Source organism: Bradyrhizobium sp. AZCC 2262, from assembly GCF_036924535.1.
In the GTDB taxonomy this organism is placed as follows: domain Bacteria; phylum Pseudomonadota; class Alphaproteobacteria; order Rhizobiales; family Xanthobacteraceae; genus Bradyrhizobium.
On record NZ_JAZHRT010000001.1, the window covers coordinates 3,027,341 to 3,048,076 of the forward strand.

At 62.3% G+C, this 20,736-nt stretch carries 23 protein-coding genes; 9 read left to right on the plus strand and 14 right to left on the minus strand.

Translation table 11 applies throughout. The features are described from left to right. Window position 1 precedes the first annotated feature (1 nt). From V1283_RS14200 to V1283_RS14220, 5 genes are all read right to left on the minus strand, one after another. A complete protein-coding gene (locus tag V1283_RS14200) occupies window positions 2-829 on the minus strand; it encodes a three-Cys-motif partner protein TcmP (protein ID WP_334387101.1) in 828 nt (275 codons plus the stop codon). Between the two features lie 150 nt (window positions 830-979). Then, a complete protein-coding gene (locus V1283_RS14205) occupies window positions 980-2,374 on the minus strand; it encodes an adenylate/guanylate cyclase domain-containing protein (RefSeq protein WP_334393055.1) in 1,395 nt (464 codons plus the stop codon). A gap of 345 nt (window positions 2,375-2,719) precedes the next feature. Next, a complete protein-coding gene (locus tag V1283_RS14210) occupies window positions 2,720-3,604 on the minus strand; it encodes a prohibitin family protein (protein ID WP_334387102.1) in 885 nt (294 codons plus the stop codon). A 142-nt stretch (window positions 3,605-3,746) separates the two neighbouring features. Next, window positions 3,747-4,469, minus strand: a complete 723-nt coding sequence (locus V1283_RS14215) for a sulfite exporter TauE/SafE family protein (protein ID WP_334387103.1) — start codon at window positions 4,467-4,469, stop codon at window positions 3,747-3,749. Between the two features lie 142 nt (window positions 4,470-4,611). Further along, window positions 4,612-5,088, minus strand: coding sequence for a cupin domain-containing protein (locus V1283_RS14220; protein ID WP_334387104.1), 477 nt, complete (start codon window positions 5,086-5,088; stop codon window positions 4,612-4,614). Between V1283_RS14220 and V1283_RS14225 the strand changes: the two genes are divergently transcribed. Together V1283_RS14225 and V1283_RS14230 are read left to right on the plus strand one after the other, a co-directional pair. Further along, a complete protein-coding gene (locus tag V1283_RS14225) occupies window positions 5,089-5,346 on the plus strand; it encodes a hypothetical protein (protein ID WP_334387106.1) in 258 nt (85 codons plus the stop codon). 87 nt (window positions 5,347-5,433) lie between these two features. Further along, a complete protein-coding gene (locus tag V1283_RS14230) occupies window positions 5,434-5,802 on the plus strand; it encodes a GFA family protein (protein ID WP_334387107.1) in 369 nt (122 codons plus the stop codon). Between the two features lie 21 nt (window positions 5,803-5,823). Here the strand turns inward: V1283_RS14230 and V1283_RS14235 are convergent, their stop codons facing one another. Continuing rightward, window positions 5,824-6,552 (minus strand): adenylate/guanylate cyclase domain-containing protein, encoded by a 729-nt coding sequence (locus V1283_RS14235; RefSeq protein WP_334393056.1) that lies wholly within the window; start codon window positions 6,550-6,552, stop codon window positions 5,824-5,826. A 164-nt stretch (window positions 6,553-6,716) separates the two neighbouring features. On the opposite strand from V1283_RS14235, the gene V1283_RS14240 reads away from it, so the two are divergent. Then, the gene (locus tag V1283_RS14240; protein WP_334387108.1) at window positions 6,717-7,166 is read left to right on the plus strand and encodes a cupin domain-containing protein; all 450 of its coding nucleotides are present in this window, start codon (window positions 6,717-6,719) and stop codon (window positions 7,164-7,166) included. 130 nt (window positions 7,167-7,296) lie between these two features. Beyond that, complete coding sequence (locus tag V1283_RS14245; protein WP_334387109.1) at window positions 7,297-9,561, plus strand: fused MFS/spermidine synthase; 2,265 nt, start codon at window positions 7,297-7,299, stop codon at window positions 9,559-9,561. 13 nt (window positions 9,562-9,574) lie between these two features. Here the strand turns inward: V1283_RS14245 and V1283_RS14250 are convergent, their stop codons facing one another. Continuing rightward, a complete protein-coding gene (locus tag V1283_RS14250; protein ID WP_334387110.1) occupies window positions 9,575-10,345 on the minus strand; it encodes an exodeoxyribonuclease III in 771 nt (256 codons plus the stop codon). A 57-nt stretch (window positions 10,346-10,402) separates the two neighbouring features. On the opposite strand from V1283_RS14250, the gene V1283_RS14255 reads away from it, so the two are divergent. Next, entirely contained in the window at window positions 10,403-10,624 is a 222-nt protein-coding gene (locus tag V1283_RS14255) for a cysteine rich repeat-containing protein (protein ID WP_334387111.1), read from the plus strand. Between the two features lie 116 nt (window positions 10,625-10,740). Here the strand turns inward: V1283_RS14255 and alr are convergent, their stop codons facing one another. After that, window positions 10,741-11,970: an alanine racemase gene (gene alr, locus V1283_RS14260; RefSeq protein ID WP_334393057.1), complete on the minus strand. Its 1,230-nt coding sequence runs from the start codon at window positions 11,968-11,970 to the stop codon at window positions 10,741-10,743. A gap of 52 nt (window positions 11,971-12,022) precedes the next feature. Next, window positions 12,023-13,522 (minus strand): replicative DNA helicase, encoded by a 1,500-nt coding sequence (locus V1283_RS14265; RefSeq protein WP_334387112.1) that lies wholly within the window; start codon window positions 13,520-13,522, stop codon window positions 12,023-12,025. Window positions 13,523-14,000: 478 nt separating this feature from the next. Between V1283_RS14265 and V1283_RS14270 the strand changes: the two genes are divergently transcribed. After that, the gene (locus V1283_RS14270; RefSeq protein ID WP_334387113.1) at window positions 14,001-14,303 is read left to right on the plus strand and encodes a hypothetical protein; all 303 of its coding nucleotides are present in this window, start codon (window positions 14,001-14,003) and stop codon (window positions 14,301-14,303) included. 21 nt (window positions 14,304-14,324) lie between these two features. Here the strand turns inward: V1283_RS14270 and V1283_RS14275 are convergent, their stop codons facing one another. Further along, on the minus strand, window positions 14,325-15,575 hold the full coding sequence (locus V1283_RS14275) for a cyclopropane-fatty-acyl-phospholipid synthase family protein (protein ID WP_334387114.1): 1,251 nt from the start codon (window positions 15,573-15,575) through the stop codon (window positions 14,325-14,327). Window positions 15,576-15,833: 258 nt separating this feature from the next. On the opposite strand from V1283_RS14275, the gene V1283_RS14280 reads away from it, so the two are divergent. From V1283_RS14280 to V1283_RS14290, 3 genes are all read left to right on the plus strand, one after another. After that, the gene (locus tag V1283_RS14280; RefSeq protein ID WP_334387115.1) at window positions 15,834-16,892 is read left to right on the plus strand and encodes a hypothetical protein; all 1,059 of its coding nucleotides are present in this window, start codon (window positions 15,834-15,836) and stop codon (window positions 16,890-16,892) included. 109 nt (window positions 16,893-17,001) lie between these two features. Continuing rightward, on the plus strand, window positions 17,002-17,607 hold the full coding sequence (locus V1283_RS14285) for a TetR/AcrR family transcriptional regulator (RefSeq protein WP_334387116.1): 606 nt from the start codon (window positions 17,002-17,004) through the stop codon (window positions 17,605-17,607). Next, entirely contained in the window at window positions 17,604-18,068 is a 465-nt protein-coding gene (locus V1283_RS14290; RefSeq protein WP_334387117.1) for a PaaI family thioesterase, read from the plus strand. The genes V1283_RS14285 and V1283_RS14290 overlap by 4 nt, the downstream gene beginning before the upstream one ends. Before the next feature lie 41 nt (window positions 18,069-18,109). Here the strand turns inward: V1283_RS14290 and rplI are convergent, their stop codons facing one another. From rplI to rpsF, 4 genes are all read right to left on the minus strand, one after another. Further along, a complete protein-coding gene (rplI, locus tag V1283_RS14295; protein ID WP_334387118.1) occupies window positions 18,110-18,709 on the minus strand; it encodes a 50S ribosomal protein L9 in 600 nt (199 codons plus the stop codon). Between the two features lie 50 nt (window positions 18,710-18,759). Continuing rightward, window positions 18,760-19,707, minus strand: a complete 948-nt coding sequence (locus V1283_RS14300) for a hypothetical protein (protein WP_334387119.1) — start codon at window positions 19,705-19,707, stop codon at window positions 18,760-18,762. Between the two features lie 122 nt (window positions 19,708-19,829). Further along, window positions 19,830-20,069 (minus strand): 30S ribosomal protein S18, encoded by a 240-nt coding sequence (gene rpsR / locus V1283_RS14305; RefSeq protein ID WP_002711478.1) that lies wholly within the window; start codon window positions 20,067-20,069, stop codon window positions 19,830-19,832. A gap of 5 nt (window positions 20,070-20,074) precedes the next feature. Beyond that, the gene (gene rpsF, locus V1283_RS14310) at window positions 20,075-20,548 is read right to left on the minus strand and encodes a 30S ribosomal protein S6 (RefSeq protein ID WP_247838062.1); all 474 of its coding nucleotides are present in this window, start codon (window positions 20,546-20,548) and stop codon (window positions 20,075-20,077) included. Window positions 20,549-20,736 lie beyond the last annotated feature (188 nt).

Below are 20,736 nucleotides of genomic sequence, written 5' to 3' on the forward strand. Positions count from 1 at the left end.
CTCATCGGTATTTTTTGAAAATGTCGCCGATGATTTTTTGCGCAACGGGTTTCTGAGAAGCAAAGAACAAGTAGTACACGACAGCATTGGTGCTGTTCTTCATCGGTAGGGGCTCGGGGACGAACTCGAAACCAGCCACTTTGCGCAGCCTTTCACGAAAGGCGCCTACAATCGCGTCATTTCCCTGTTTTACGATGTCTGGCGCACCGAACAAATTGCCTTGCGGGTGTTCGGCGTAGGCCGCTTCTCTCCAAGATTCATCACCCCAAAAGCTGTTCATGCGGTCAATGCCTTCCTTCGGAACGACGGAGGGATTCCGCCAGATCGCGTTCCTGTTCATGTCCATCACCGGAAAATTCAGGAACATGTCGATGGCCCGGGACTGACCTGCCATCTCCATCGCGCGCCATTCAAGGTGAAGACCGTAGGGGTCGAAGAGGCAAAGCGCTCGCTTAAATTCGCTGTACTTGATAGTCGGCAGAAGCGTTTGGGTGAGATATTTCGACGCGTCGCCCGTTTCTATGTGGACGTTACCGCGGCCGGCACAAAGCTTTTTCAGATGCGCCGTCTTCTGGGCGTCCATATCGATAAAAAAGAAACTGTCGAAAGGCGGCGTCGTCTTCAACGCGCGGGCCGGGCTACCGTCGATCGGCCCACCACTGCGCTTCGAGATGTGCACACCGGCGCCACTGAACGCGTCGACGTAGTATTTCTTCAGGCCTCGTTGATTGGCGAAAGCTGCGGTATAGGCCGAACCGTATTTCTCAACGATCTCAAGCTTTAGCTCGGACCAGATGCCAACCTCGTCGAATTTAAAGGGCGTAGGCACAGGCGTTGGTCATGTGTTGCTTCCACTTCTTCAAATGCTGCCACAAGTCCCTCCCAACGATCACTATTTTCATCGGAAGTGCTACCTGCATATCTAGCAACTTTAGGTAATTTTTCAACCACTGGCTATGCGCGCGTTCAATTCAGCGCATCAGGAAGCGATAGCGGGACATGTCCAGATGCCAATAGGTCGCTCAAGCCCACGAATGCTCTGTGCCGGCTGCTCGACGAGCAACGCGAAGTCTCCGCTCGAATGGCTGGATTCCGTCCGCGCCTGCTGCACCAGCGCGTCGCTAACCACGATGGCGCATCCGAATTCGCGGGTAAGCGCCTCGAGCCGGCTCGCCGCATTCACGGTGGTGCCGATCACGGCGAATTCGAGCCGGTTGAGGCCGATGTCCCCAAGCACGACCTGGCCATAGTGCAGTCCGACGCTGACCTGGATCGGCGGCTCGTTGCGATCTTTCCGTTCTCTGTTTAACTCCGCAATCGAATCGATCATACCCCTCGCGCAACGCAAGGCGTTCAGCGCGTCGGAATCGCCGGCGAACGGCGTACCGAATGTCGCCATCAGGCCGTCGCCGAGATACTTGTCGAGCGTTCCGCCGTGCCGAAACACTTCTCGTTCCATCCGCTCATGGAACTGTCGCAGCGTGCCGATAACCTCCTTTGGGTCTCGTCCATCGGCATAGGTAGTGAAGCCCACGATATCGGCAAACAAAACGGCGACGTCCTGGGTGTGAACCCGCGTGAGTGGCTCGTCATTGACAGACAGTTGCTCGACGACATTGGGGGAAAAATACCGCGCCAGGTTGGTCCGTTCGCGTTCAATCCCGGCGTGGCTGATCAGCAGGGCGTTGGAACGGCGCACCGCCAGCGCCAACGTCATGGCGACGATCAGGAACACCGTGATTTCTTGGAAGCGCTCCGGAATGCCGATCGATGAGGGGTTGATGATGTGGAACATCCTGACGTCGGAGCCGATGGCGGCTCGCACGCGTTCCGACAACTCGGCGTGGGTTTCGGGCTGCAGGTACGCCCAGCCCACCCCGATTGCCCACACGGCCGAGGTCCAGAAGCCCATCGCGACCACCGTTCGCCACGAATAGGCAAGGGTGGCGGTTGCGAGGAAGACAAAGAAATAGATGAAAGTCTCGAACCGGAATTGCATGCCGACCGGCCAGTTCGCGGCGCTCAACGGATTGGGCACGACCGTGAGCAGGGTAATTAACGCCAGATCGCAAAAGATCAGGAAAAGCTCCGGCAGCGAACGCCCTACTTTGCCGACGTTCAATTGGGCCCAGCCGATCGCGGCAAAAAGGCCGAGCATCACGACGTAGTAAATCACGTCCCAGTTCGGGTTGATGATCGGCAAGGTAACGGCAATCACCGCCAGCGCGACCCAGCGGGCCCGGACAGCGAGTAGAAGGCCTTGGCGCTTGCTTTCCGCAATGGCCGCTTCGGCGAACTTCTGGGTGTCTTGCTGGGCTTCGGTTCGTCCGGCCCGCCGGTCGCCGGAATAGGGGACATCAGCCGCTTCCGCCACTACGCTCAAGACGCATTCTCCCCGGTCGAGTATCGGATCGTGCAACTTGCACGGAGTCGTCGATCAAGGTGCCACGTCCGAGAAGCGGCCGCCACCGATCAACGGCGTCATATCTGATAAACGCGGCGGAGGTCAGGCCGTCGAGCAAAATCGGTTGTTACCGATCACCGGCTCGTGGGAAGCTCGCTCTTGCGCTTGCAAGGCAGATACGACTTGCCGTCGATACGGCAAGCCCGCCCGCGAGCGTGATGGTGAGGACTTTCCGCATGCTCGGTCTCGGATGTCGGATACGTCATGGCGACGTCCGGGATCATCCGGGACGCCGCCACGCGACAGGCTTCAGTTCTATTTCACCGACACGAACGGCACCGCCGAGCCCGGCACCATGGTGGTCGGCAGCACGCCGTTCCAGCGTTCGGCCTGCACCAGCGTGACGAGGTTGGGGTTGGTGCCGAGCGCCTTGGCGCGGGCTTCGATGGCGGCGGCTTCGGCTTCGCCGGTGATCCTGATATTGGTCGCCCGCGCTTCACCGTTCAGCCGCAGCGCGTCGGCGCTGGCCTGGGCCTCGGCGCGGACGGCGTTGGCCTTGGCGGTGGCCTGGGTGACGGTGATCTGCGCCTGCACTTTTTCGCGCTCGGCATTCTGCTGCAGCTTCTGCACCTCGACCTCGGCCAGCATGCGCTGCTCGATCGAGTGCAGATAGTTCGCACTGAACTCGATGTTTTCGAGCTGGACGCTCTCGATCATGATCATCGGGTCGTCCTTCAGCGATGCCGTGATGGCGTCCTTGATCGCGGCGTTGAGCGTTCCGCGCTCCTGGATCGCCTTCACGGCCGTGTAGCGGCCGAACACGATCTTGACCTGCTGATTGACGGCCGGGCTGACCACCTGCTTGACCGCGATGTCCAGTCCGCCGAATTTTGCATAGAGATCGGCGACCTTGTCCGGCGAGGCACGCAAGGTGACGCTGATCTTGAGGTCCGCGGGCTGCTGGTCGTAGGAGTAGGAGTTCATCTTGTCCCATGCATAGGTAAAGGTCTTGACGCTGACCCTCTCGACGCTGTCGATCAGCGGGACCTTGAAGCCCAGGCCCGGCTGCGCGGTGCCGATCACCGCGCCGTAGCGCAGCCTCACCCCGCGTTCGGTCTGATCGACAGTGTACCAGCTTCCCGCAGCGATGATGGCGATGACAATGACGGCGGCGATGGCGCCGATGATTCCCCTGGGCATTTTCAGTCTCTCCAGACGTGGGTGATGCGAATCCGTGCGCGGCATTGATCTATGGTCGTTTGCCGAACGGATGTGACACGCGTCACTTGGTCGGCCGTCGATGGGGAATGGTTCAGGCGGAGCGCCGGGTTCCGCCGAAGCCTCACGAAAATGCCGTCCACAGCAGGGTGAGACCGGCGGCCAGCATGATGCCATCCATCAGGAGGCGGAAGACCTCGGGCTCTAGCCGCAGCACGAAACGTTTGGCGATGAAGGCGCCGAACATCAGCGAGGAGCCAGCGATCAGGCCCTTTAGCGCGACGTCCGGCGTCAGCGCGCCAAAGCGTTCGAACGTCACGGATTTGCTCAGAAAGAGTCCGAGCGAGCTTGCGGCTTCGGTGGCGAGAAAGGCGCCTTTGTTCAGCCCGTAAAACAGAAACAGCGGCACGCTGAGCGGCCCGGTCGAAACCACGACACCGGTGAGATAGCCGATAACAGCACCGCCCACGGCAAGGTGCCAAAGGCGCGCTTTAAGCTGATGACGAGCCAGCCAGTGCCGCACCGGCACCATCACGATCAGAAACAGGCCGATCGCGATATCGACGGCATGCGACGGCAGCGCCAGCAACGTCCGCGCGCCAAGTGCGGCCGCAGGAATTCCCGTGACCGAATAGGCAAGGCAGGCGCGCCAGTCGACCTCGCGCCACCAGGCGAGAATGCGCGAGAAATTCGCCATCACGGCCGCGACCGCCATGATCGGAACGGCTTCCTTTGGCCCGTATTGATAGACGAGCACCGGCATCAGCATGATCGACGAACCGGTGCCGACAATGCCTGAGATGGTGCCGGCGAGCAGGCCGACAATGAGGACAAAGATGAAGCCCAAGGATGATTCTCTGGGATGAGCGAAAGCCGGTCATCCTACAGCTTCGCAGGATAGTCAAAGGCGCGACACCTCGGTGCCCACCGTTTTCTTCGGCAGGAACGCGGCCGGCATCACGCGCACGAGACGCGTATCGAACCGCTCTTCAGCCCTTGCACAAGCCCTTCGGCTTCCAGTCGCGCTCGGGGGTCGTTGGCGGTTTGGAACTATCGTGGAGGATGAGAACGAGCGCCTTGCGCTGAACCGTGCCGGTTGCGGTCAGGTGCATCGGCGGTCCGGCGGGCACGATGACGTGGTGACTGCCGGCCTTTCCAACTTGCATGCCGTCCGGCGTCTCCAGGCACGTTTCGCCGGCAAGCGTGTACCAGGCTTCAGGACCGGAGTGACGATGTTCCGGCGCTGTCATGCCCGGATCAAACACAGCTTCCATGTATTGCGCGGAATAGTTCTCGCCGGCGTTTATCGACAGCGGGCCAATCTCGGCAACGTGCTCGCCGCCCGCCGGTGCACGCCAGTCCCGCTGCTCGATCGAAAGCAGCCATATCCTGTCGAGTGATTTGACGACCGTTCCGTGTGGACCCTTGGCCTGCTCGGCGGCTGCGAGTGTGGGATAGGTGTCCAAATGCCAAAAGGTCTGGGGCTGTGTGAACTGTCCCAGCGGCTGGTGCGCGATTATCCAACAGCCAACGGCATTTCCGCTTCGCTGCTCAACGGCCCTGCAAATCTGCGCAGATGCGCTTTCAGAAAACGCCAACAGGCCGACGCAAGCGGCCACAAAGACATGAGGACGCATGTTTTCGCTCCAATGTCAGGCGGCATGATATTGTCACAGCGACGGGTGGCAAGGCCGAACATGGCCGACTCCGCAATTGAGGTCTGACGAGCCCATCGTCGCTGCTGACATCATGCTGGCAGCAGGCTCCCCTTAAGACCTCGGCCGTGTTGGATTATTCGGGAGGAACACATCGTGCCAATCAAGGGAAGCTGCCATTGTGGCAACACACAATTCGAGGTGAACGAGGCGCCATCTGACGTGACACGCTGCACCTGTTCGCTCTGTTCCAAGCGCGGCGCGTTGTGGGCTTATTACACACCGGCGCAATTTCGTCTGACGTCTGCACCCGAAAACGTCGCGACCTATCTGTGGGGCAGCCGCACCGTCAAACATCATTTCTGCGCCAATTGCGGCTGCGGCACCTATTCGGAATCGCCTGACTGGTCGACCGGCAAACCGGACTTCGACAACCCCAAGGTCGGCGTCAATGCGCGGCTGTTCGACGATTTCGACCTCGACGCGGTGCCGGTGACAGTGATCGACGGCAAGAACCTCTGGTGATGCGGGCGTCGGTCGACCGCGCTACGCGGCGTAGAGGTCGATCGGGACGTCGAATCCCTTGAGCTGGAATGCCTTCGAAGGGCTGTCCTTCAAATCCGGTTGGGTACGGTCGAACACGGCCCTGGTCACGAGGATCTGGTCGGCTTCGGCGACCGACTGGGCCCGGGAGGCGGTGTTGACGACGGTTCCGATCGCCGTCAGGTCCCGGTGCGATCGGCCGAACTCGCCAAAGCTGAGTTCGCCGGAATGGATGCCGATGCCGATTCCCAGTTCGCTCGCAGTGAGGCCGTGCGCAGCCACCAGGGCTTCTCGGCGGTCGCGCCAGTTCTTCTGAATGTCGCGCGCCGCAAGCACGGCGTTTCTGGCATGGTGCTCCCGCTTCAGCGGAAAGTTGAAGACCGCCATGACGGCGTCGCCGATGGTCTTGTTGAGGAGTCCCTCATGCTCCCAGATCGCGCTCGCACATTCGTCATAAAAAGCGTCGAGCAGTCCCGAGACGGCATCCGGCGATTGCGACTGCGACAGGCTGGTGTAGCCCCGCAGGTCGGCAAACATGATGGTCGCGTCGATGGTGATCTTGCGGGCGTGCATCACCTTGGTGAACATCAGTTCGCAGATGGTGCAGGTGTTGGGGTTCATCCGGCTCGGACGAACGCCGAACGCGCGGAATGGCGCCGAGATCACGCCGCGAAGCGGCACCGGCAGATGCATCTGCTCCCAGCAGCCCATGCAGAATCTGGAATGTTGCAAAGCCGCCATTTTCAACCGTGATCCACGCGAGCGGCAGATCGGCTGATCCTACAGTCCGCGACAGACGCGAGCAAGACAGCGCCACCGCAGTGCACACCTGCCGGCTGGCGGAGAGAAGCAAAGCTGCTAGGATCGCGTCAAAATAATCAAAACGGAGGATCGCCATGGACGCCGTGAGCCCGAAGGGCGCGCAAACCGCAGACACGCATTCCCACCTGGTCCGCCCCGACAGCATGGAATGGCAGCAGACCCGTTTCCCCGGCTGTGAAGCCAAGACGCTGCTGTTCGATCGCAAGACCGGGCTGATGACTGCGCTGATGCGGTTTGCGCCGGGCGCGGTGCTGCCTGACCACGAGCACGTCAATATCGAGCAGACCTACGTGCTCGAAGGTTCGCTGGTCGACAAGGAAGGTCCGGCGCAAGGCATCGAATGCAAGGCCGGCGAATTCATCTGGCGCGAGGAGGGCAGCCGCCATGTGGCCTGGTGTCCCCAAGGTGGCCTGATGCTGGCGATATTTCAGGTTCCGAACAAGTTCTTCGAGGCCGATGGCCGCGTCATCGATGCCGCGGGCGAGGATTGGGACAAAACGTGGGGGCACACCCGAAAGGGCTGACCAGCCGCCGTCCTGCCCGGATCAAAGTGACGTTTACCATGGCGCAGGCCGATTCCCGGCGACCGGATTAAGCCTTTCTCAGGAGACGCCGGCTACCGTGCAACCCAAAATTGCCAGTGCCGGGGATTCCATGTCACTTTTCAATGCTTCGGATCGAGTCGCGCCATTTGTCGATCGACAGGCGGTAGCGCGCCGCCTCGAGCCGCTGTTGTACGCCGCGACCTTGTTCGTTTCGGCGCTGCTGCTGTTTTCGATCCAGCCGATGTTTGCCAAGATGGTGCTGCCCAAACTCGGCGGCGCGCCGGCGGTATGGTCGGTCGCGATGGTATTTTTTCAAACGGTGCTGCTGGCAGGCTACGCCTACGCTTATGTGTTGAACCGGCTGTTGTCGCCGCGCTGGGCGGCGATGTTTCATCTTCTGCTGCTCGGCATTACCGCGATGATGCTGCCGATCGCCATCGCGCCCGGATGGGGCGTCCCGCCACAGGATGGAACGGCGCTCTGGCTGTTCGGTCTGTTTGCGGTCTCCATCGGGCTTCCGTTCTTCACTCTGTCGGCCAGCGCGTCATTGCTGCAGAGCTGGTTCGCCTCCAGCGGGCACAAGCAGGCGGGCAATCCCTACGTGCTCTATGCCGCATCCAACCTCGGTTCGTTTGCAGCGCTGTTCGCCTATCCCGTTATAATCGAACCGTTCCTGACGCTGAAGACGCAAACGGCGGCATGGTCGATCGGATTTGCGCTGCTGGCTGTTCTCTTGAGTTTTGTCGGATTGCTCACGGCGCGCGCGTTGCCTGCCGCCGTTCAAGCCGAAGTCGTTGACGATGTCAGCGCGAGTGCCGGCGAGCGGATGCGTTGGATCGCATTGGCTGCGGTTCCGTCAGGCCTTGTCATCGCTGTGACCGCGTATTTGACCACCGATATCGCCGCCGCACCCTTCCTGTGGGTGGTGCCGTTAGCGGTCTACCTGCTCACTTTCGTCGCCGTGTTCCGCGAGCGGCCATGGATCGCGCACGCCAATGTGGTGCGCTTCGTTCCATTCGCTGTGGCACCGCTCGCAGTAAGCCTGATCGGCGGCGAGAAGGTGTTCTGGCTGACGAGTATCGCACTCAATCTCGTTGTGTTCGCGCTGCTGACGCTGATGTGCCATGGCGAACTCTATGCGCGGCGTCCCAGCCCGCGGCGGCTGACGGAGTTTTACCTCTGCACGTCGTTTGGCGGGGTGATCGGTGGCGGCTTCGCAGGGCTGCTGGCGCCGCAGATCTTCAACGGCAATTACGAATATCCGATCCTGATCGCGCTTGCGCTGCTGTGCATGCCCGGCCTCGTCACCGGAGGCTCGCGCAAGGCGCTGACCGAAGCTGCGCCATGGCTCGTCGCCAGCGCAGCGTTGGCGCTGGTCTGGTACGTCACGCGGTTTCAGCCGTCGGCCACGCTGGAACTGCCGTTTCAGGTTCTTCTGGCGCTATTGGCGGCGGCGATGCTGTTTCAACGGCAGCGGCCGATGCGCTTCTTCGGGCTCGTCATCCTGAGTTTTTCGGTTACTGCGTTGTGGCGGCCGGGCATAGCGCCGATCGAAACGGCGCGCAGTTTCTTCGGCGTCCACAAGGTTGCAGAAGTCAACGACGGCAGAGCCCGCTTGCTCTATCACGGCACCACGATTCATGGCGCCCAGCGGCTACGCAACGACGATGGCACGCCGGTCAGCGGCCCGCTGTTGCCACAGACCTATTACTATCCAGGTGGTCCGTTCGCCGAAGCCATTGGTGCTGCCCGCGCCGCGCGTGGCAGCCTGAACCATGTTGCCGTCGTCGGGCTCGGTACCGGCACGCTTGCCTGTCATAGCAAGGGCAACGAGCACTGGACCTTCTTCGAGATCGATCCGGAAGTGATCCGCATCGCGCGCGATCCGCATCGTTTCGAATTCCTGTCACGCTGCGCGCCTGAATCGCCCGTTATCGCCGGCGATGCGCGGCTGACGCTGGAGGCGTCAACCGACCGCTATGACCTGATCGTGCTGGATGCCTTCTCGTCAGATACCATTCCAGTGCATCTGCTCACACGCGAGGCCGTCGCGGGTTATCTCTCAAAGCTCTCGCCGCATGGTGTGCTCCTGTTGCATATCTCCAACAGGCACCTCGATCTCACGCCTGTTGTGGCCAAGGTCGCGCAGTCTCTCGGGCTTGCCGCCTTCGTGCGGGAAGACCGCAGCGCCGGCGATCTGCTGACGACGCTGAAGGCCGATGCCCGCCTCGTGGTGCTGGCGCGCGACGCCGCCGATGCCGGAAGCGTCGCCGGAAACTGGACGCCGTTGCGGTCGGACCAATCGAGCGCGCTGTGGACCGACGATTATTCCAACATTCTCGGCATCATGCTGCGCACGAAATTTGGCTGGTAGGTCTTGCGAGCAGCTACTTCAGCACGATCCACGCCGGCGCGTGATCGCTGGCACCTTCCTCGCCGCGTACCTTGCGATCGACGCCGGCCTTGAGCAGGCGCGGAGCAATCGCCGGGCTCAGCAGCAGATGATCGAGCCGCAGCCCGGCGTCGCGCGGCCAGCGGTTGCGCTTGTAGTCCCAGAACGTGAACATCGGTTTCGACGGATGCAGCGTCCGGATCGCGTCCGTCCAGCCTTGGTCCACCAGCGCCTTGAACGCCGCGCGGCTCTTCGGCTGGATCAGCGCGTCCTTGTCCCAGGATTTCGTCGGATAGATATCGGACACCGTCGGCGCGACATTGTAGTCGCCGGCCAGCACCACCGGGATGTCCTGCTTGAGCAGTTTGCCGGCATGCGACCGCAGCCGCTTGAACCAGTCGAGCTTGTAATCGAATTTCGGCCCCGGCTGCGGGTTGCCGTTCGGCAGATAGAGGCTGGTGACGATGACGCCGTTGACGGCGGCCTCGATGTAGCGCGCCTCGTCATCATCGCGATCGCCGGGCAGCGCGGTCCGGGTCAATACCGGCTCGGCGTTGCGCGCCAGGATGGCGACGCCGTTCCATGTCTTCTGTCCGCGCCACACCGCGCCGTAGCCAGCCTTCTCGATTGCCACAATCGGGAACTCGGCATCGGTCGATTTCAGTTCCTGCAGACAGGCGACGTCAGGTTTGGCCGCGCGCAGCCAGCGCAACAGGTTCGGCAGGCGGCGGTTGACATTATTGATGTTGAAGGTTGCGATCTTCATGTAGAGCTAGCCGGCATCACGGTGCTCGCCTGACACTCGCTGACATTTGGAGATTCCATGTCGAAACTACGCTTCGCCGTTCTCGTGCTCGCCATCGGATGCTCCGGAGCCGCGTTTGCCCAAACCGCCGACCAGCGCGGCGCCTGCAAGGCGGATTATGACAAATATTGCGCCGGCACGCTGCCCGGCGGCGGCCGCGTCGTCGCTTGTCTGACCAAACAGCAGAACCAGCTCAGCGACGCCTGCAAGAAGGTATTGGCCAGCCGGAAGACACAGTAATGCACGACCCGGCATGTCGTGCTCCGGCCGCGGCGTGAGTGCTGCAAGCCGGGCCCATTCTACTTTGCATGGGGTTGTTTTCGAGATTTTGAGTCTGAGCCCCGCGGTACGCTGCTCTAGGAAGAACTGGCGGCGGGCTCCGCGGGAGACGGCGCAGGGTGTTCCGCCGTGGCAATGCCGCCCTTGTAAATCCGTGCGTACCGCTTGCCGAGACTGGTCAGCACTTCGTAGCCGATGGTGCCGAAATGATGAGCGAGTTCGTCGACGGTGATGCCTTCGCCAATCAGCGTCACCATATGGCCGCGCCGCACGGCATTCTTGTCGAGATCGGTGACGTCGACGGCCGTCAGGTCCATCGAAATCCGCCCTGCGATCGGGCAGCGCTTGCCGGCGACCACCACCTCGGCGCCACGGGTACCGTCATTGGCGCTGGCGGCGCGGAAATAGCCGTCGGCATAGCCAGCGGAAACGATCGCTAGTCTGGTCGGACGCCGCGCCGTCCAGGTGCCGCCATAGCCAACGGTGTCGCCGCGCTCGACATTGCGGATCTGCACGATGCGCGCCTTCAGTTCGACGACCGGCTGCATCGGATTGTCGGCTTCCGGCGTCGGATTGATGCCATAAAGCGCGCAGCCCGGCCGTACCAGGTCGAACTGGAATTGGGCGCCCAGGAAAACGCCGGACGAATTCGCCAGCGACGCCGGCACGCCGGAGAACACGCTGGCGATTTCGCGAAAAGCCGTGAGCTGCCTGGCGTTGGCGGGATTGTTGAGCAGTTCCGCGGAGGCGAGGTGGCTCATCACGAGCGTAATGCCGTGATCGCCGGCGTTGATCCGCGGAATGATGCCCTGCGCCTCGGTAAGGGTCATACCCAGCCGGTTCATGCCGGTATCGATGTGAATGGCGGCGCCGCCCGACCAGCCTGAGCGGCGGCAGAACACGTCCCATTCGGCGAGTTCGTTGAGGTCGCCGATCACGGGTTTGCAGTCGATCCTGGCATAGGACTCGCCGGTATTCTGGAAGAAGCCGTCGAGCACGTAGATTGCGGCCGCGGGCGCCGCGGCGCGAACCACGCGAGCCTCATCGAGGGTGGCGACGAAAAACGTCTTGCAGCCGGCACCAGCCAGCGCCCGCGCCACCTGTTCGGCGCCGCAGCCATAGGCGTCCGCCTTGACGACACCGGCGCATTCGGCCGGTACCGCGGTCTTCTCGAGCTTGCGCCAGTTGGCCACGATGGCGTCGAGGTCGACCGTCAACACGCCGGTGGCCGTCACGAGCGCGGCCGCCTGGTTCGCCTCCGGCGAGAGCAGGGTGCCTTGCGGGATGGATTTGGGATCGGGGGCAATGTTCATGCCCCATTTTAGGCGGTGGAACGCGGCGGTTCAACCGCAGTTCGCCTCAATAGCCGCGGTCGGGCAAGTGGCCATCCTGTGCGAGATCGCTGAAGCGCGTGAACTGGCCCTCGAACTGTACTTCCACCGTCCCGGTAGGGCCGTGGCGCTGCTTGCCGATGATGATTTCGGCCTTGCCGTGCACCAGTGACATGTCGAGCTGCCATTTCTCGTATTCGGGCGTGCCGATGCGTGGCTCCTTGTTGGCGAGGTAATATTCCTCGCGATACACGAAGATCACGACGTCGGCGTCCTGCTCGATCGAGCCGGATTCACGCAGGTCGGCCAGTTGCGGCCGCTTGTCGTCACGGTTTTCGACCTGACGCGAGAGCTGCGACAGGGCGATGATCGGAACGTTGAGCTCTTTTGCCAATGCCTTGAGGCTGGTGGTGATCTCCGTCACTTCCTGCACGCGATTATCAGACTTCTTGCCCGATCCCTGCAGCAGCTGGATGTAGTCGATCACGATCATGTCGAGGCCCTTTTGCCGCTTTAGCCGGCGGGCGCGCGCGGTGAGCTGCGAGATCGACAGGCCACCGGTTTCGTCGACATAGAGCGGCAGCGATTGCAACTCGATCGAATAGTCGCGGATTTTCTCGAAATCGGCCTCGCTGATGCCGCCGCGGCGGATCATGCTCGATGCGATGCTGGTTTGTTCGGCTAGAATACGCGTGGCGAGCTGTTCGGCGGACATTTCGCAGGAGAAGAATCCGACGATTCCGCCGTTGACGGATTTCATCGTGCCGTCGGCCTGCACCTCGGCGCGATGCGCCTTGGCGATGTTGTAGGCGATGTTGGTGGCGAGCGCGGTCTTGCCCATGCCGGGGCGGCCGGCGACGATGATCAAGTCGGAGTGCTGCAGGCCACCCATCTTGGTGTCGAGGTCGCGCAGGCCCGTGGCAATGCCGGATAGATTTCCGTCGCGCTGGAAGGCCTTGGCCGCCATGTCGACGGCAGTTGTCAGCGCCTGCGAGAAGCGTTGGAAGCCGCCGTCGTAACGCCCGGACTCGGCAAGTTCGTAAAGCTGCCGCTCGGCGTCTTCGATCTGTGTGCGCGGGGTAAAATCCACCGGCGCATCGAAGGCGACATTGACCATGTCCTCGCCGATCCGGATCAGGTCGCGGCGCAGCGACATGTCGTAGACCGTGCGGCCGTAGTCCTGCGCGTTGATGATCGTGGTGGCCTCGGCCGCGAGACGCGCGAGGTATTGGCCAACCGTCATGCCGCCGATATCGGTATCGGCGGGCAGGAAGGTCTTCAACGTCACGGGGGTAGCGACCTTGCCCATCCGGATCAGGCTGCCGGCGGTCTCGAAAATGGTCTGGTGGATCGGCTCGAAGAAGTGCTTCGGTTCCAGAAAGTCGGAAACCCGGTAGAACGCGTCGTTGTTGACCAGGATGGCGCCCAGCAGGCTCTGCTCCGCTTCGATATTGTGCGGCGCGCTCCGGTAGGCCGGAGCTCCCGCGTCGGGAGCGAGTTTGAGGACGTTCGAATCAGTCAGAGCCATGGCGTAAGGTTATGCTCGTGATTTTTGGCGTTGCTAGCATTTCCGCTAGGGGGGCGGCGATAAAGCGCCTGTCCCGGGCAAAGCGGAAGCAAAAGCTCGCCGCTATGCACCGTTCTTCAAAAATGTGGATGAATCCGGATCGCGCTCGGCGTGAAGCTTGACGGGCTTTCGGCCCAAATTGGGCGGTGCGGGCGCTTCTTCCGCGAAATGCCGGGTAAAATCTTAGGAGAGCCTGAACCTTACCATGACTTGGACAGACCAATCCGAACGCGGGGAGACAATTTCGAGTCGCGTCTTAAGCGTTGATCAAACCAGGATCAGGTAGATGAACGCGAACACGGCGGCGCCCACCCCGATTGCGATCAAGGCGTAGTCGATCCTGATGTCGGAATCGAACGGCGCTGGGTAGGTCGGTTGGCTCATGGCGGACATGTACGACGGGCCGCCGGGGGCTTTTGTGAAGTAGATCACATCGGCTGTGATTTTCTTCGCTGCAGAATGGGTTGGTTACGAAATCGGGAACGGGCCGGCGATTTTCGAGTTGCCAGCTTGTATCGGACCGGAAGGACAGGCGATGGGTCAGCAAATCCAGGGATGGCGATCGGCAAGCGCGCAGCGTTTGTGGCTGTCGGTGCTGATCGACACGATGGAAGCGATTTCGCGCCCGGAACTGCGTGCCGTACCTTGTGACGACCAGTTGCTTACCAAGGTGCGCGCCCAACTCGTCCGTCCGGCGTTGGTTCGTACGCCTTATGCCTCGACGTACAGCCTGCGGAACTGACGCCCCCCACGATTGGCTGGCCTATTCGCCCGCCAGCTGCAGCCGCGGCTGTTTTCCGAGTTCCATTCCGCGCAGCCTTGCTTCTTCCCGGGTAATGTAATCCCGCGTCATGGGCACAATCCCCTGGCGCTTGGTGAGCTGGATCTGGAAGTTCATCAGGTTTTGCTTCCGGAACGACATTTCCGAAGCCGCCAGGTAAAATTCCCACATGCGGGCAAAACGCTCGTCATAGAGGCGCACCGCCTCTTCGCGCCGCGCCATGAAGCGGTCGCGCCAGGCCTTCAGCGTTTCGGCATAATGCAGCCGCAGGATTTCGATGTCGCAGACCAGCAGGCCCGCTTTCTCGATCGCGGGAATGACCTCGGACACGGCGGGGATATAGCCGCCCGGGAAGATGTATTTCGTGATCCAGGGGCTCGTCACATCGGGGCCCGTGGAACGGCCGATCGAGTGCAGCACCATGACGCCATCGTCGCTGAGAAGCTCGGCGCAGCGCCGGAAATAGGTTTCATAGAAGTCGATGCCGACATGTTCGAACATGCCGACCGACACGATCCGGTCGAACGGACCGGCAATATCGCGGTAATCGCTCGGCAGGAATCTTGCCGACTCTGTCAGGTTCTTTTCGGCGGCGCGGGCATTCGAGGACAGCAATTGTTCGGACGACAGCGTGATGCCGGTGACGTCGGCGCCGGTCATTTCGGCGAGATAGATGCCAAGGCCGCCCCAGCCGGAGCCGATGTCGAGCACACGGTTGCCGCGCCCGATCAGGAGCTTGGCGGCTAGGTGGCGTTTCTTGGCGAGCTGGGCATCGTCGAGCGTTGCATCCGGCGTTTCGAAATAGGCGCAACTATATTGCTTGTCGGCGTCGAGGAAGAGGGAATAGAGCCGCCCATCGAGGTCGTAATGGTGGGCGACATTGTTTTTCGCCCGGCCGCGCCAGTTGAATTGCCTGGCGTGCCGTCCGAAGTAGCGCAGCCACCACTGCAGCTTGGCCCAGTGCGGCACCATTTCGGGCTGATCGAGCACGATCCCCAGCACGTCCGCGATGGTGCCGTTCTCGACCACGAACGTGCCGTCCATATAGGCTTCGCCGAGGGCGAGCTCGGGATTGAGGAGAATACGGCGCTGTGTTCGTTGGGTAAGGAACCGCGCCGACACCGATGGGCCGGTTCCGTCCCCGCAGGTAAACGTTCCCCCGCTCGCGGTCGTGAAGGTCATCGTGCCGCGGCGAATGAACTGGCTCAGGAAATAACGCAACAACCGATCCATCCAAGCACCAATGGAACGCGACAGCTACCCCCTTCACACCCGGAAGGATTAGTTCCAGGAGTGTCTCAAATGTATCATAAGTACGATGATGCCGTGGCGCTAGTGCGTTGGAGTCAAAGTGGATATTCACAAATGCCGCACTCACGCAGATGCGTAATAAGTGCGCTTCCATTCGCGTCACAATCGGCTAAAAGGTGACCCCGCCGCCGGCCACTTCATGCGATGCCGGCAGCGATTCGACGTCTGGAGAGGCAGGGAATGTTGAGCCGAGCGCTCAGTCTAGCGACGGTGACGCTCCTGATCGGCGGCCTCACAGCAGGCGCGGCGCGGGCGGTGGAGAATCTCGACGCCGGCAAGAGTCCTTCCCAGATATTCTCGAACACGTGCAGCGCGTGCCACAAGAGCCCGCGTGGCCTGTTGAAGAGCGTGTCGGCTTCGTCATTGCCGGGTTTTCTGCGCCAGCACTATACGACTGGCACCGACATGGCCTCGGTGCTCTCTTCCTACCTGGTATCCAACGGCGCTGCCGACCCCCGGTATCAGAGCAAGGATCAGCCGAAGAAGGACGCCAAGCAGGACGGAAGGCCAGATCAGCCCGACCGGTTCGGTCGCCGGCAGCCAACGGCCGCTCCTGCGCAGGAGGCTTCCCGGCCGGACGCCGACGGAACTGCGCCGCAAGGCGAGGGCGCGCGCCCGGGCCGCGATGCGAAGCGGCTCGCACGGCCGCACGCGGCGCCCGAAGGGCAGGCTCCGGTGCAGGCCGCTACCGACAGCAAATCGGGCGCCAGGCAGAAGCAGGGCCGACGCAGCAAGCCCGTAGTTGAAGAACCACCGAAAACTGAGCAGCCGGCCCCCGGTGATGCCGCGAACGAAGATGCGTCGCGAGATGCCGCCAAGGCTGAAACTGCCGCGACAGATTCTAGCAAGACCGATCCTGCCAAGACCGATCCTGCCAAGACTGATCCTGCGAAGACTGATCCTGCGAAGACTGACGCGATCAGGACCGATGGCGACAAGCCGGCCGGTGAAGCGGCGAAGCCCGAAAGCGAGTCGGACAAGCAGGCACGCGAGAGCAAATCCGAGACCGCCAAGGTCGATGCTCCCAAGGAGAACATCGGCAGCGAACCCAATCCGCTCCGGCCTGATCCGGTGCCGCCGGTTACCCCAGCGCCGCCAGCTTCCGCAGCGACCGCGCCTGACCCGTCCGCGAGCCCATCGGCAACGACACCGGCGACGCCACCGCCGGTGACGGCTACAGCGCCCGCAGCGCAGCCGACTGTGCCCGCCGGCCCGCCCGCGCCGCCCATCTCGCGATAAGACCTTCAGATTCCCGAATGCCGTCGGTGGCGTCGCTTGACCAGCTCTAGAGTGTTACTCTAGAGTGAAAGTCTAGCAAAAGGATCCAGTAAGTCGAAGGACCTGACGAGTGACCACGGCGCGCGAGGATCTGCTGGCGGCGGGATTGGCGGTGTTCGACCGCGACGGTTTTGAGGGCGCCACAGTGGCCGCCATCAGAACCCGTGCGCGAGCGTCCAATGGCAGCTTCTTCCATTTTTTCGGATCGAAGAAGGAGTTGGCCGGTACGCTGTTCCTGGAAATTCTCGCCCGTTACCACGCCGCCGTCATCGCGGCGGTCGATGAACCCTGCGGGGCGCGGGAAGGCGTGGCGCGGCTGATCCGCGCGCATCTCGGATGGGTAGTCAACTCCAGGCGCGAGGCGCGCTATCTGTTCGAAATTTCCCGCAGCGAATGGACCGAGGAGATCCGCGGCGCGCAGCGCGCGCAAAATTCGCGCCTGGCGGAAGCCGTCGAGCGATGGCGCACGCCGCTCGTCGCACGCGGCGAATTGCTCCCGATGACTTCGTCGGTGTTCTTCAGCCAGATCATCGGACCGGCGCAGATTTTCTGCCGCGCTTGGCTGTCCGGCCGCGACCGCGCCGATCCAGGAGAGCAGGCCGACATCCTGATCGCCTGCGCCATCCGCGCGGTGGTCGCGCCCGATGCCATCCACAAACCGGGAGAAACTGTATGAGTGCGAACAACGATCCCGACTTCGCGCCGATCGCGACCCGTATCCGCGACAATGTCGGCCGCCAAGGCTTCATGACTCATATCGGGGCGGAGCTGTCCGAGCTGACGCGCGGCACGTGCACGCTTGCGGTCGACCGCCGGCCGGAACTGTTGCAGCAGCACGGCCTGTTCCACGGCGGCGTCACCGCCTTCCTGGTCGATAACGCCACCACGGTTGCGGCCGCGACATCGCGGGGGCAGTCGGCGCTGACGGCGGAATACAAATTGAACCTGCTGTCGCCGGCGACCGGCGAGCGCCTGATCTGCCGGGCGCGCGTCATCAAGTCCGGACGTCAGGTCGCCGTGGTTGCGGCCGACGTGTTCTGCGTGATCGACGGCAAAGAGAAGCACACCGCGACCGCGTTGGCGTCGATTGCCATGCTCGACGAAAAAGCGGCTGCCAGAATCCCAAGCCCGGCCTGAAGGGGCCGGGCTTGAAACTCATCACGGCGCGATAAGGCGCGTTACTTCTCGGTCGAAGCGGGCGCCGGCGCCTCGTCGTCGTGCTGGGCTTCCGGATCGAAGAACTCGCCGGCTGCGGCGAGCGCCTCGGCGGCGGCGTCCTGGTCTTCCTGACGGGTCGAGATGTCCTCGCCGCGGTTGATGCGCTCGGCCTCCTCGGCGCTGCGCGCCACGGTGACGCTGACGCTGACTTCGACTTCCGGATGCACGGCGATGGCGATCTCGTGCTTGCCGATGGTCTTGATCGGCGCATCGAGCAGGACCTGGCTGCGGCTGATGGTGACGCCGTCGGCCTCGAAGGAAGCGATGATGTCGCGCACGCTGACCGAGCCAAACAACTGGCCGGTCTCGGAAGCCTGACGCAGCACGACCACGTTGCGGCCGTTGATCTTCTCCGCGACCTTGGTCGCTTCGCCCTTGGCCTTGAGGTTGTTGGCCTCGAGCTCGGCCTTCATGCCGTCGAACTTGGCGCGGTTATCGGCGGTGGCGCGCAGCGCCTTGCCGCGCTTAAGCAGAAAGTTGCGAGCAAACCCGTCCTTGACGCGGACGACTTCGCCCATCTGACCGAGCTTGGCGACGCGTTCCAGCAAGATGACTTCCATTTTCGTTCTCCTTTTGAGTGTTCGTATTCGATTGGGTGGATGTTGCAGTTTCAGGATGCGGGCAGGGGTGGAGGCTTGCCGCGCAGATAGCGCTGGCGAAGTCCGAACACGGCGTCGGCCAGTCCGAGCGCGATCATCGCGACCCCGGGCCAGATCAGAAAGATCGTGATGAGGTAGGTGCAGCTCAGCCACAGGGCTCGGCTCTTCACCGCCGACGTCAGCGTATGCAGGACGGCAAATCCCGTCAGTGCGTAGGCCATCAGCAGCGCGCCGACGGTAATCCTCGCGACGAGGGCAAGCAGCCCTCCGGTAAAACAGAATGCAATGGCGACGCACAGGGCAACGAGCGTCATCGGCGGCAGGGTCGTGGCCTTCAGGTCGGGCCATGGGCGCTTGAGCCGGCCGGAGGTGGCAGTGATCTTGGCCGCAAGCCACAGATTGATCGTCAGCATGACCAGCGGCCCGATGACGATCGCGGCCGGCGCCAATGTTGCCGCGGTGTCGATCACGCGCTCGTCGGCCTCAATTCGTTGCATTGCAAAGACCCTGCTCACGCCGCGCTTCAGGGCTGCCGTGATCGCGTCCGGATCGGTGGTGAATGCGAACAGCGTCGTAAGCGTAATGAGTACGGCGAAGCCTGCGATCCACAGCAGGATGCGACCGACCGGATACCATTCCATCGAGGGCGGCGCTTGTTCCGAGCCGTCGTTTACAGGCCGGCCCAGCATTGCAAGGTGGCCGAGCCACCACGCAGGAACCGCCACGCTAAGGGCATAGGCGATGCAATGCTGCAGGCCGAAGATCGCGCCAATGCTGACGGCAGCGGCGATGCCGCCAACCGTGGCACTGAGGGGCCCCCATCCCATCGCCGCGACCATGAGGGGCATCGACGCCAAATAGAGCAACAACGCTGAAATCAGCGCGCGCGAAATCACGGACGCGAACATCAGGCCCGATGCAGCGCCGGCAGCGATACCAATGAGGACGATCGCGATCATCAGCTGTCCCGCCCCTTTCGAGCGGTTAGAGGTCGTCTCGACCCCAACCATCGGCGACCGGACGACCCGGAAGCCTTATGAATAATTTGGTCCGCGGCGCGAACGCCGCGGACCAAATTGTCTTAGCGAATGACGTAGGGCAGCAGGCCGAGGAAACGCGAGCGCTTGATGGCGCGCGCGAGTTCACGCTGCTTCTTGGCGGAGACGGCGGTGATGCGGCTCGGCACGATCTTGCCGCGCTCGGAGACGTAACGCATCAACAGCTTGGAATCCTTGTAGTCGATCTTCGGCGCATTCGGACCCGTGAACGGGCAGGTCTTGCGGCGACGGAAAAACGGACGGCGTGCACCAGCTTCAGCCATGATTCTTACTCCTCTTCCGTCGCTTCAACGGCGTCTTCGCGCGGACGGCGCGGACCACGGTCGCCGCGGAAGCCACCGCCTTCACGATCGCCACGGAAACCGCCTTCGCGGTCGCCACGGAAGCCGCCGCCGCGATCGTCGCGCTCGCGGTCACGATCGGCCTTGCGCATCATCGCCGAGGGACCTTCCTCGTGCTCTTCGACGCGGACGGTGAGATAGCGGATGACGTCTTCAGAGATCCGCTCCTGCCGCTCGATCTCGGTGACCGCAGCGGAGGGCGCATCGATGTTCATCAGCACGAAGTGTGCCTTGCGATTCTTGTTCATGCGGTAGGTGAGCGAACGCACGCCCCAGTTCTCGGTCTTGGTGATCTTGCCGCCGAGCCCTTCGACGATGCCCGTCATCTGGGTGGTCAGCTCTTCGACCTGCTGGGTGCTCGCATCCTGACGCGCGAGAAAAACATGCTCATAAAGAGGCATGGGTGTCCTTTCCTGGTGTTGGCGCGGTTCCCGGCGGCAAGCCCTTCGAGACCTCCGGAAAGGACTCGATAATGCTCAGAAGGCGGAAGCACGGGACGACGGGCCGACTGGCCCTGCCACATCAACATCGCCAAAAAGGTGAGATTGCTGAGACCGTCCGTTCAGCTCCCGGCCGGGATCCACGGATG

Excerpts from the sequence above, each read along its gene's own strand:
- V1283_RS14210 (WP_334387102.1), bottom strand. The coding sequence starts at position 3,604 with ATGCCCAGGGGAATCATCGGCGCCATCGCCGCCGTCATTGTCATCGCC.
- V1283_RS14225 (WP_334387106.1), top strand. The coding sequence starts at position 5,089 with ATGCCAAAAGGTCTGGGGCTGTGTGAACTGTCCCAGCGGCTGGTGCGC.
- V1283_RS14240 (WP_334387108.1), top strand. The coding sequence starts at position 6,717 with ATGGACGCCGTGAGCCCGAAGGGCGCGCAAACCGCAGACACGCATTCC.
- V1283_RS14245 (WP_334387109.1), top strand. The coding sequence starts at position 7,297 with ATGTCACTTTTCAATGCTTCGGATCGAGTCGCGCCATTTGTCGATCGA.
- V1283_RS14250 (WP_334387110.1), bottom strand. The coding sequence starts at position 10,345 with ATGAAGATCGCAACCTTCAACATCAATAATGTCAACCGCCGCCTGCCG.
- V1283_RS14255 (WP_334387111.1), top strand. The coding sequence starts at position 10,403 with ATGTCGAAACTACGCTTCGCCGTTCTCGTGCTCGCCATCGGATGCTCC.
- V1283_RS14265 (WP_334387112.1), bottom strand. The coding sequence starts at position 13,522 with ATGGCTCTGACTGATTCGAACGTCCTCAAACTCGCTCCCGACGCGGGA.
- V1283_RS14275 (WP_334387114.1), bottom strand. The coding sequence starts at position 15,575 with ATGGATCGGTTGTTGCGTTATTTCCTGAGCCAGTTCATTCGCCGCGGC.
- V1283_RS14280 (WP_334387115.1), top strand. The coding sequence starts at position 15,834 with ATGTTGAGCCGAGCGCTCAGTCTAGCGACGGTGACGCTCCTGATCGGC.
- V1283_RS14290 (WP_334387117.1), top strand. The coding sequence starts at position 17,604 with ATGAGTGCGAACAACGATCCCGACTTCGCGCCGATCGCGACCCGTATC.
- rplI (WP_334387118.1), bottom strand. The coding sequence starts at position 18,709 with ATGGAAGTCATCTTGCTGGAACGCGTCGCCAAGCTCGGTCAGATGGGC.
- V1283_RS14300 (WP_334387119.1), bottom strand. The coding sequence starts at position 19,707 with ATGATCGCGATCGTCCTCATTGGTATCGCTGCCGGCGCTGCATCGGGC.
- rpsR (WP_002711478.1), bottom strand. The coding sequence starts at position 20,069 with ATGGCTGAAGCTGGTGCACGCCGTCCGTTTTTCCGTCGCCGCAAGACC.
- rpsF (WP_247838062.1), bottom strand. The coding sequence starts at position 20,548 with ATGCCTCTTTATGAGCATGTTTTTCTCGCGCGTCAGGATGCGAGCACC.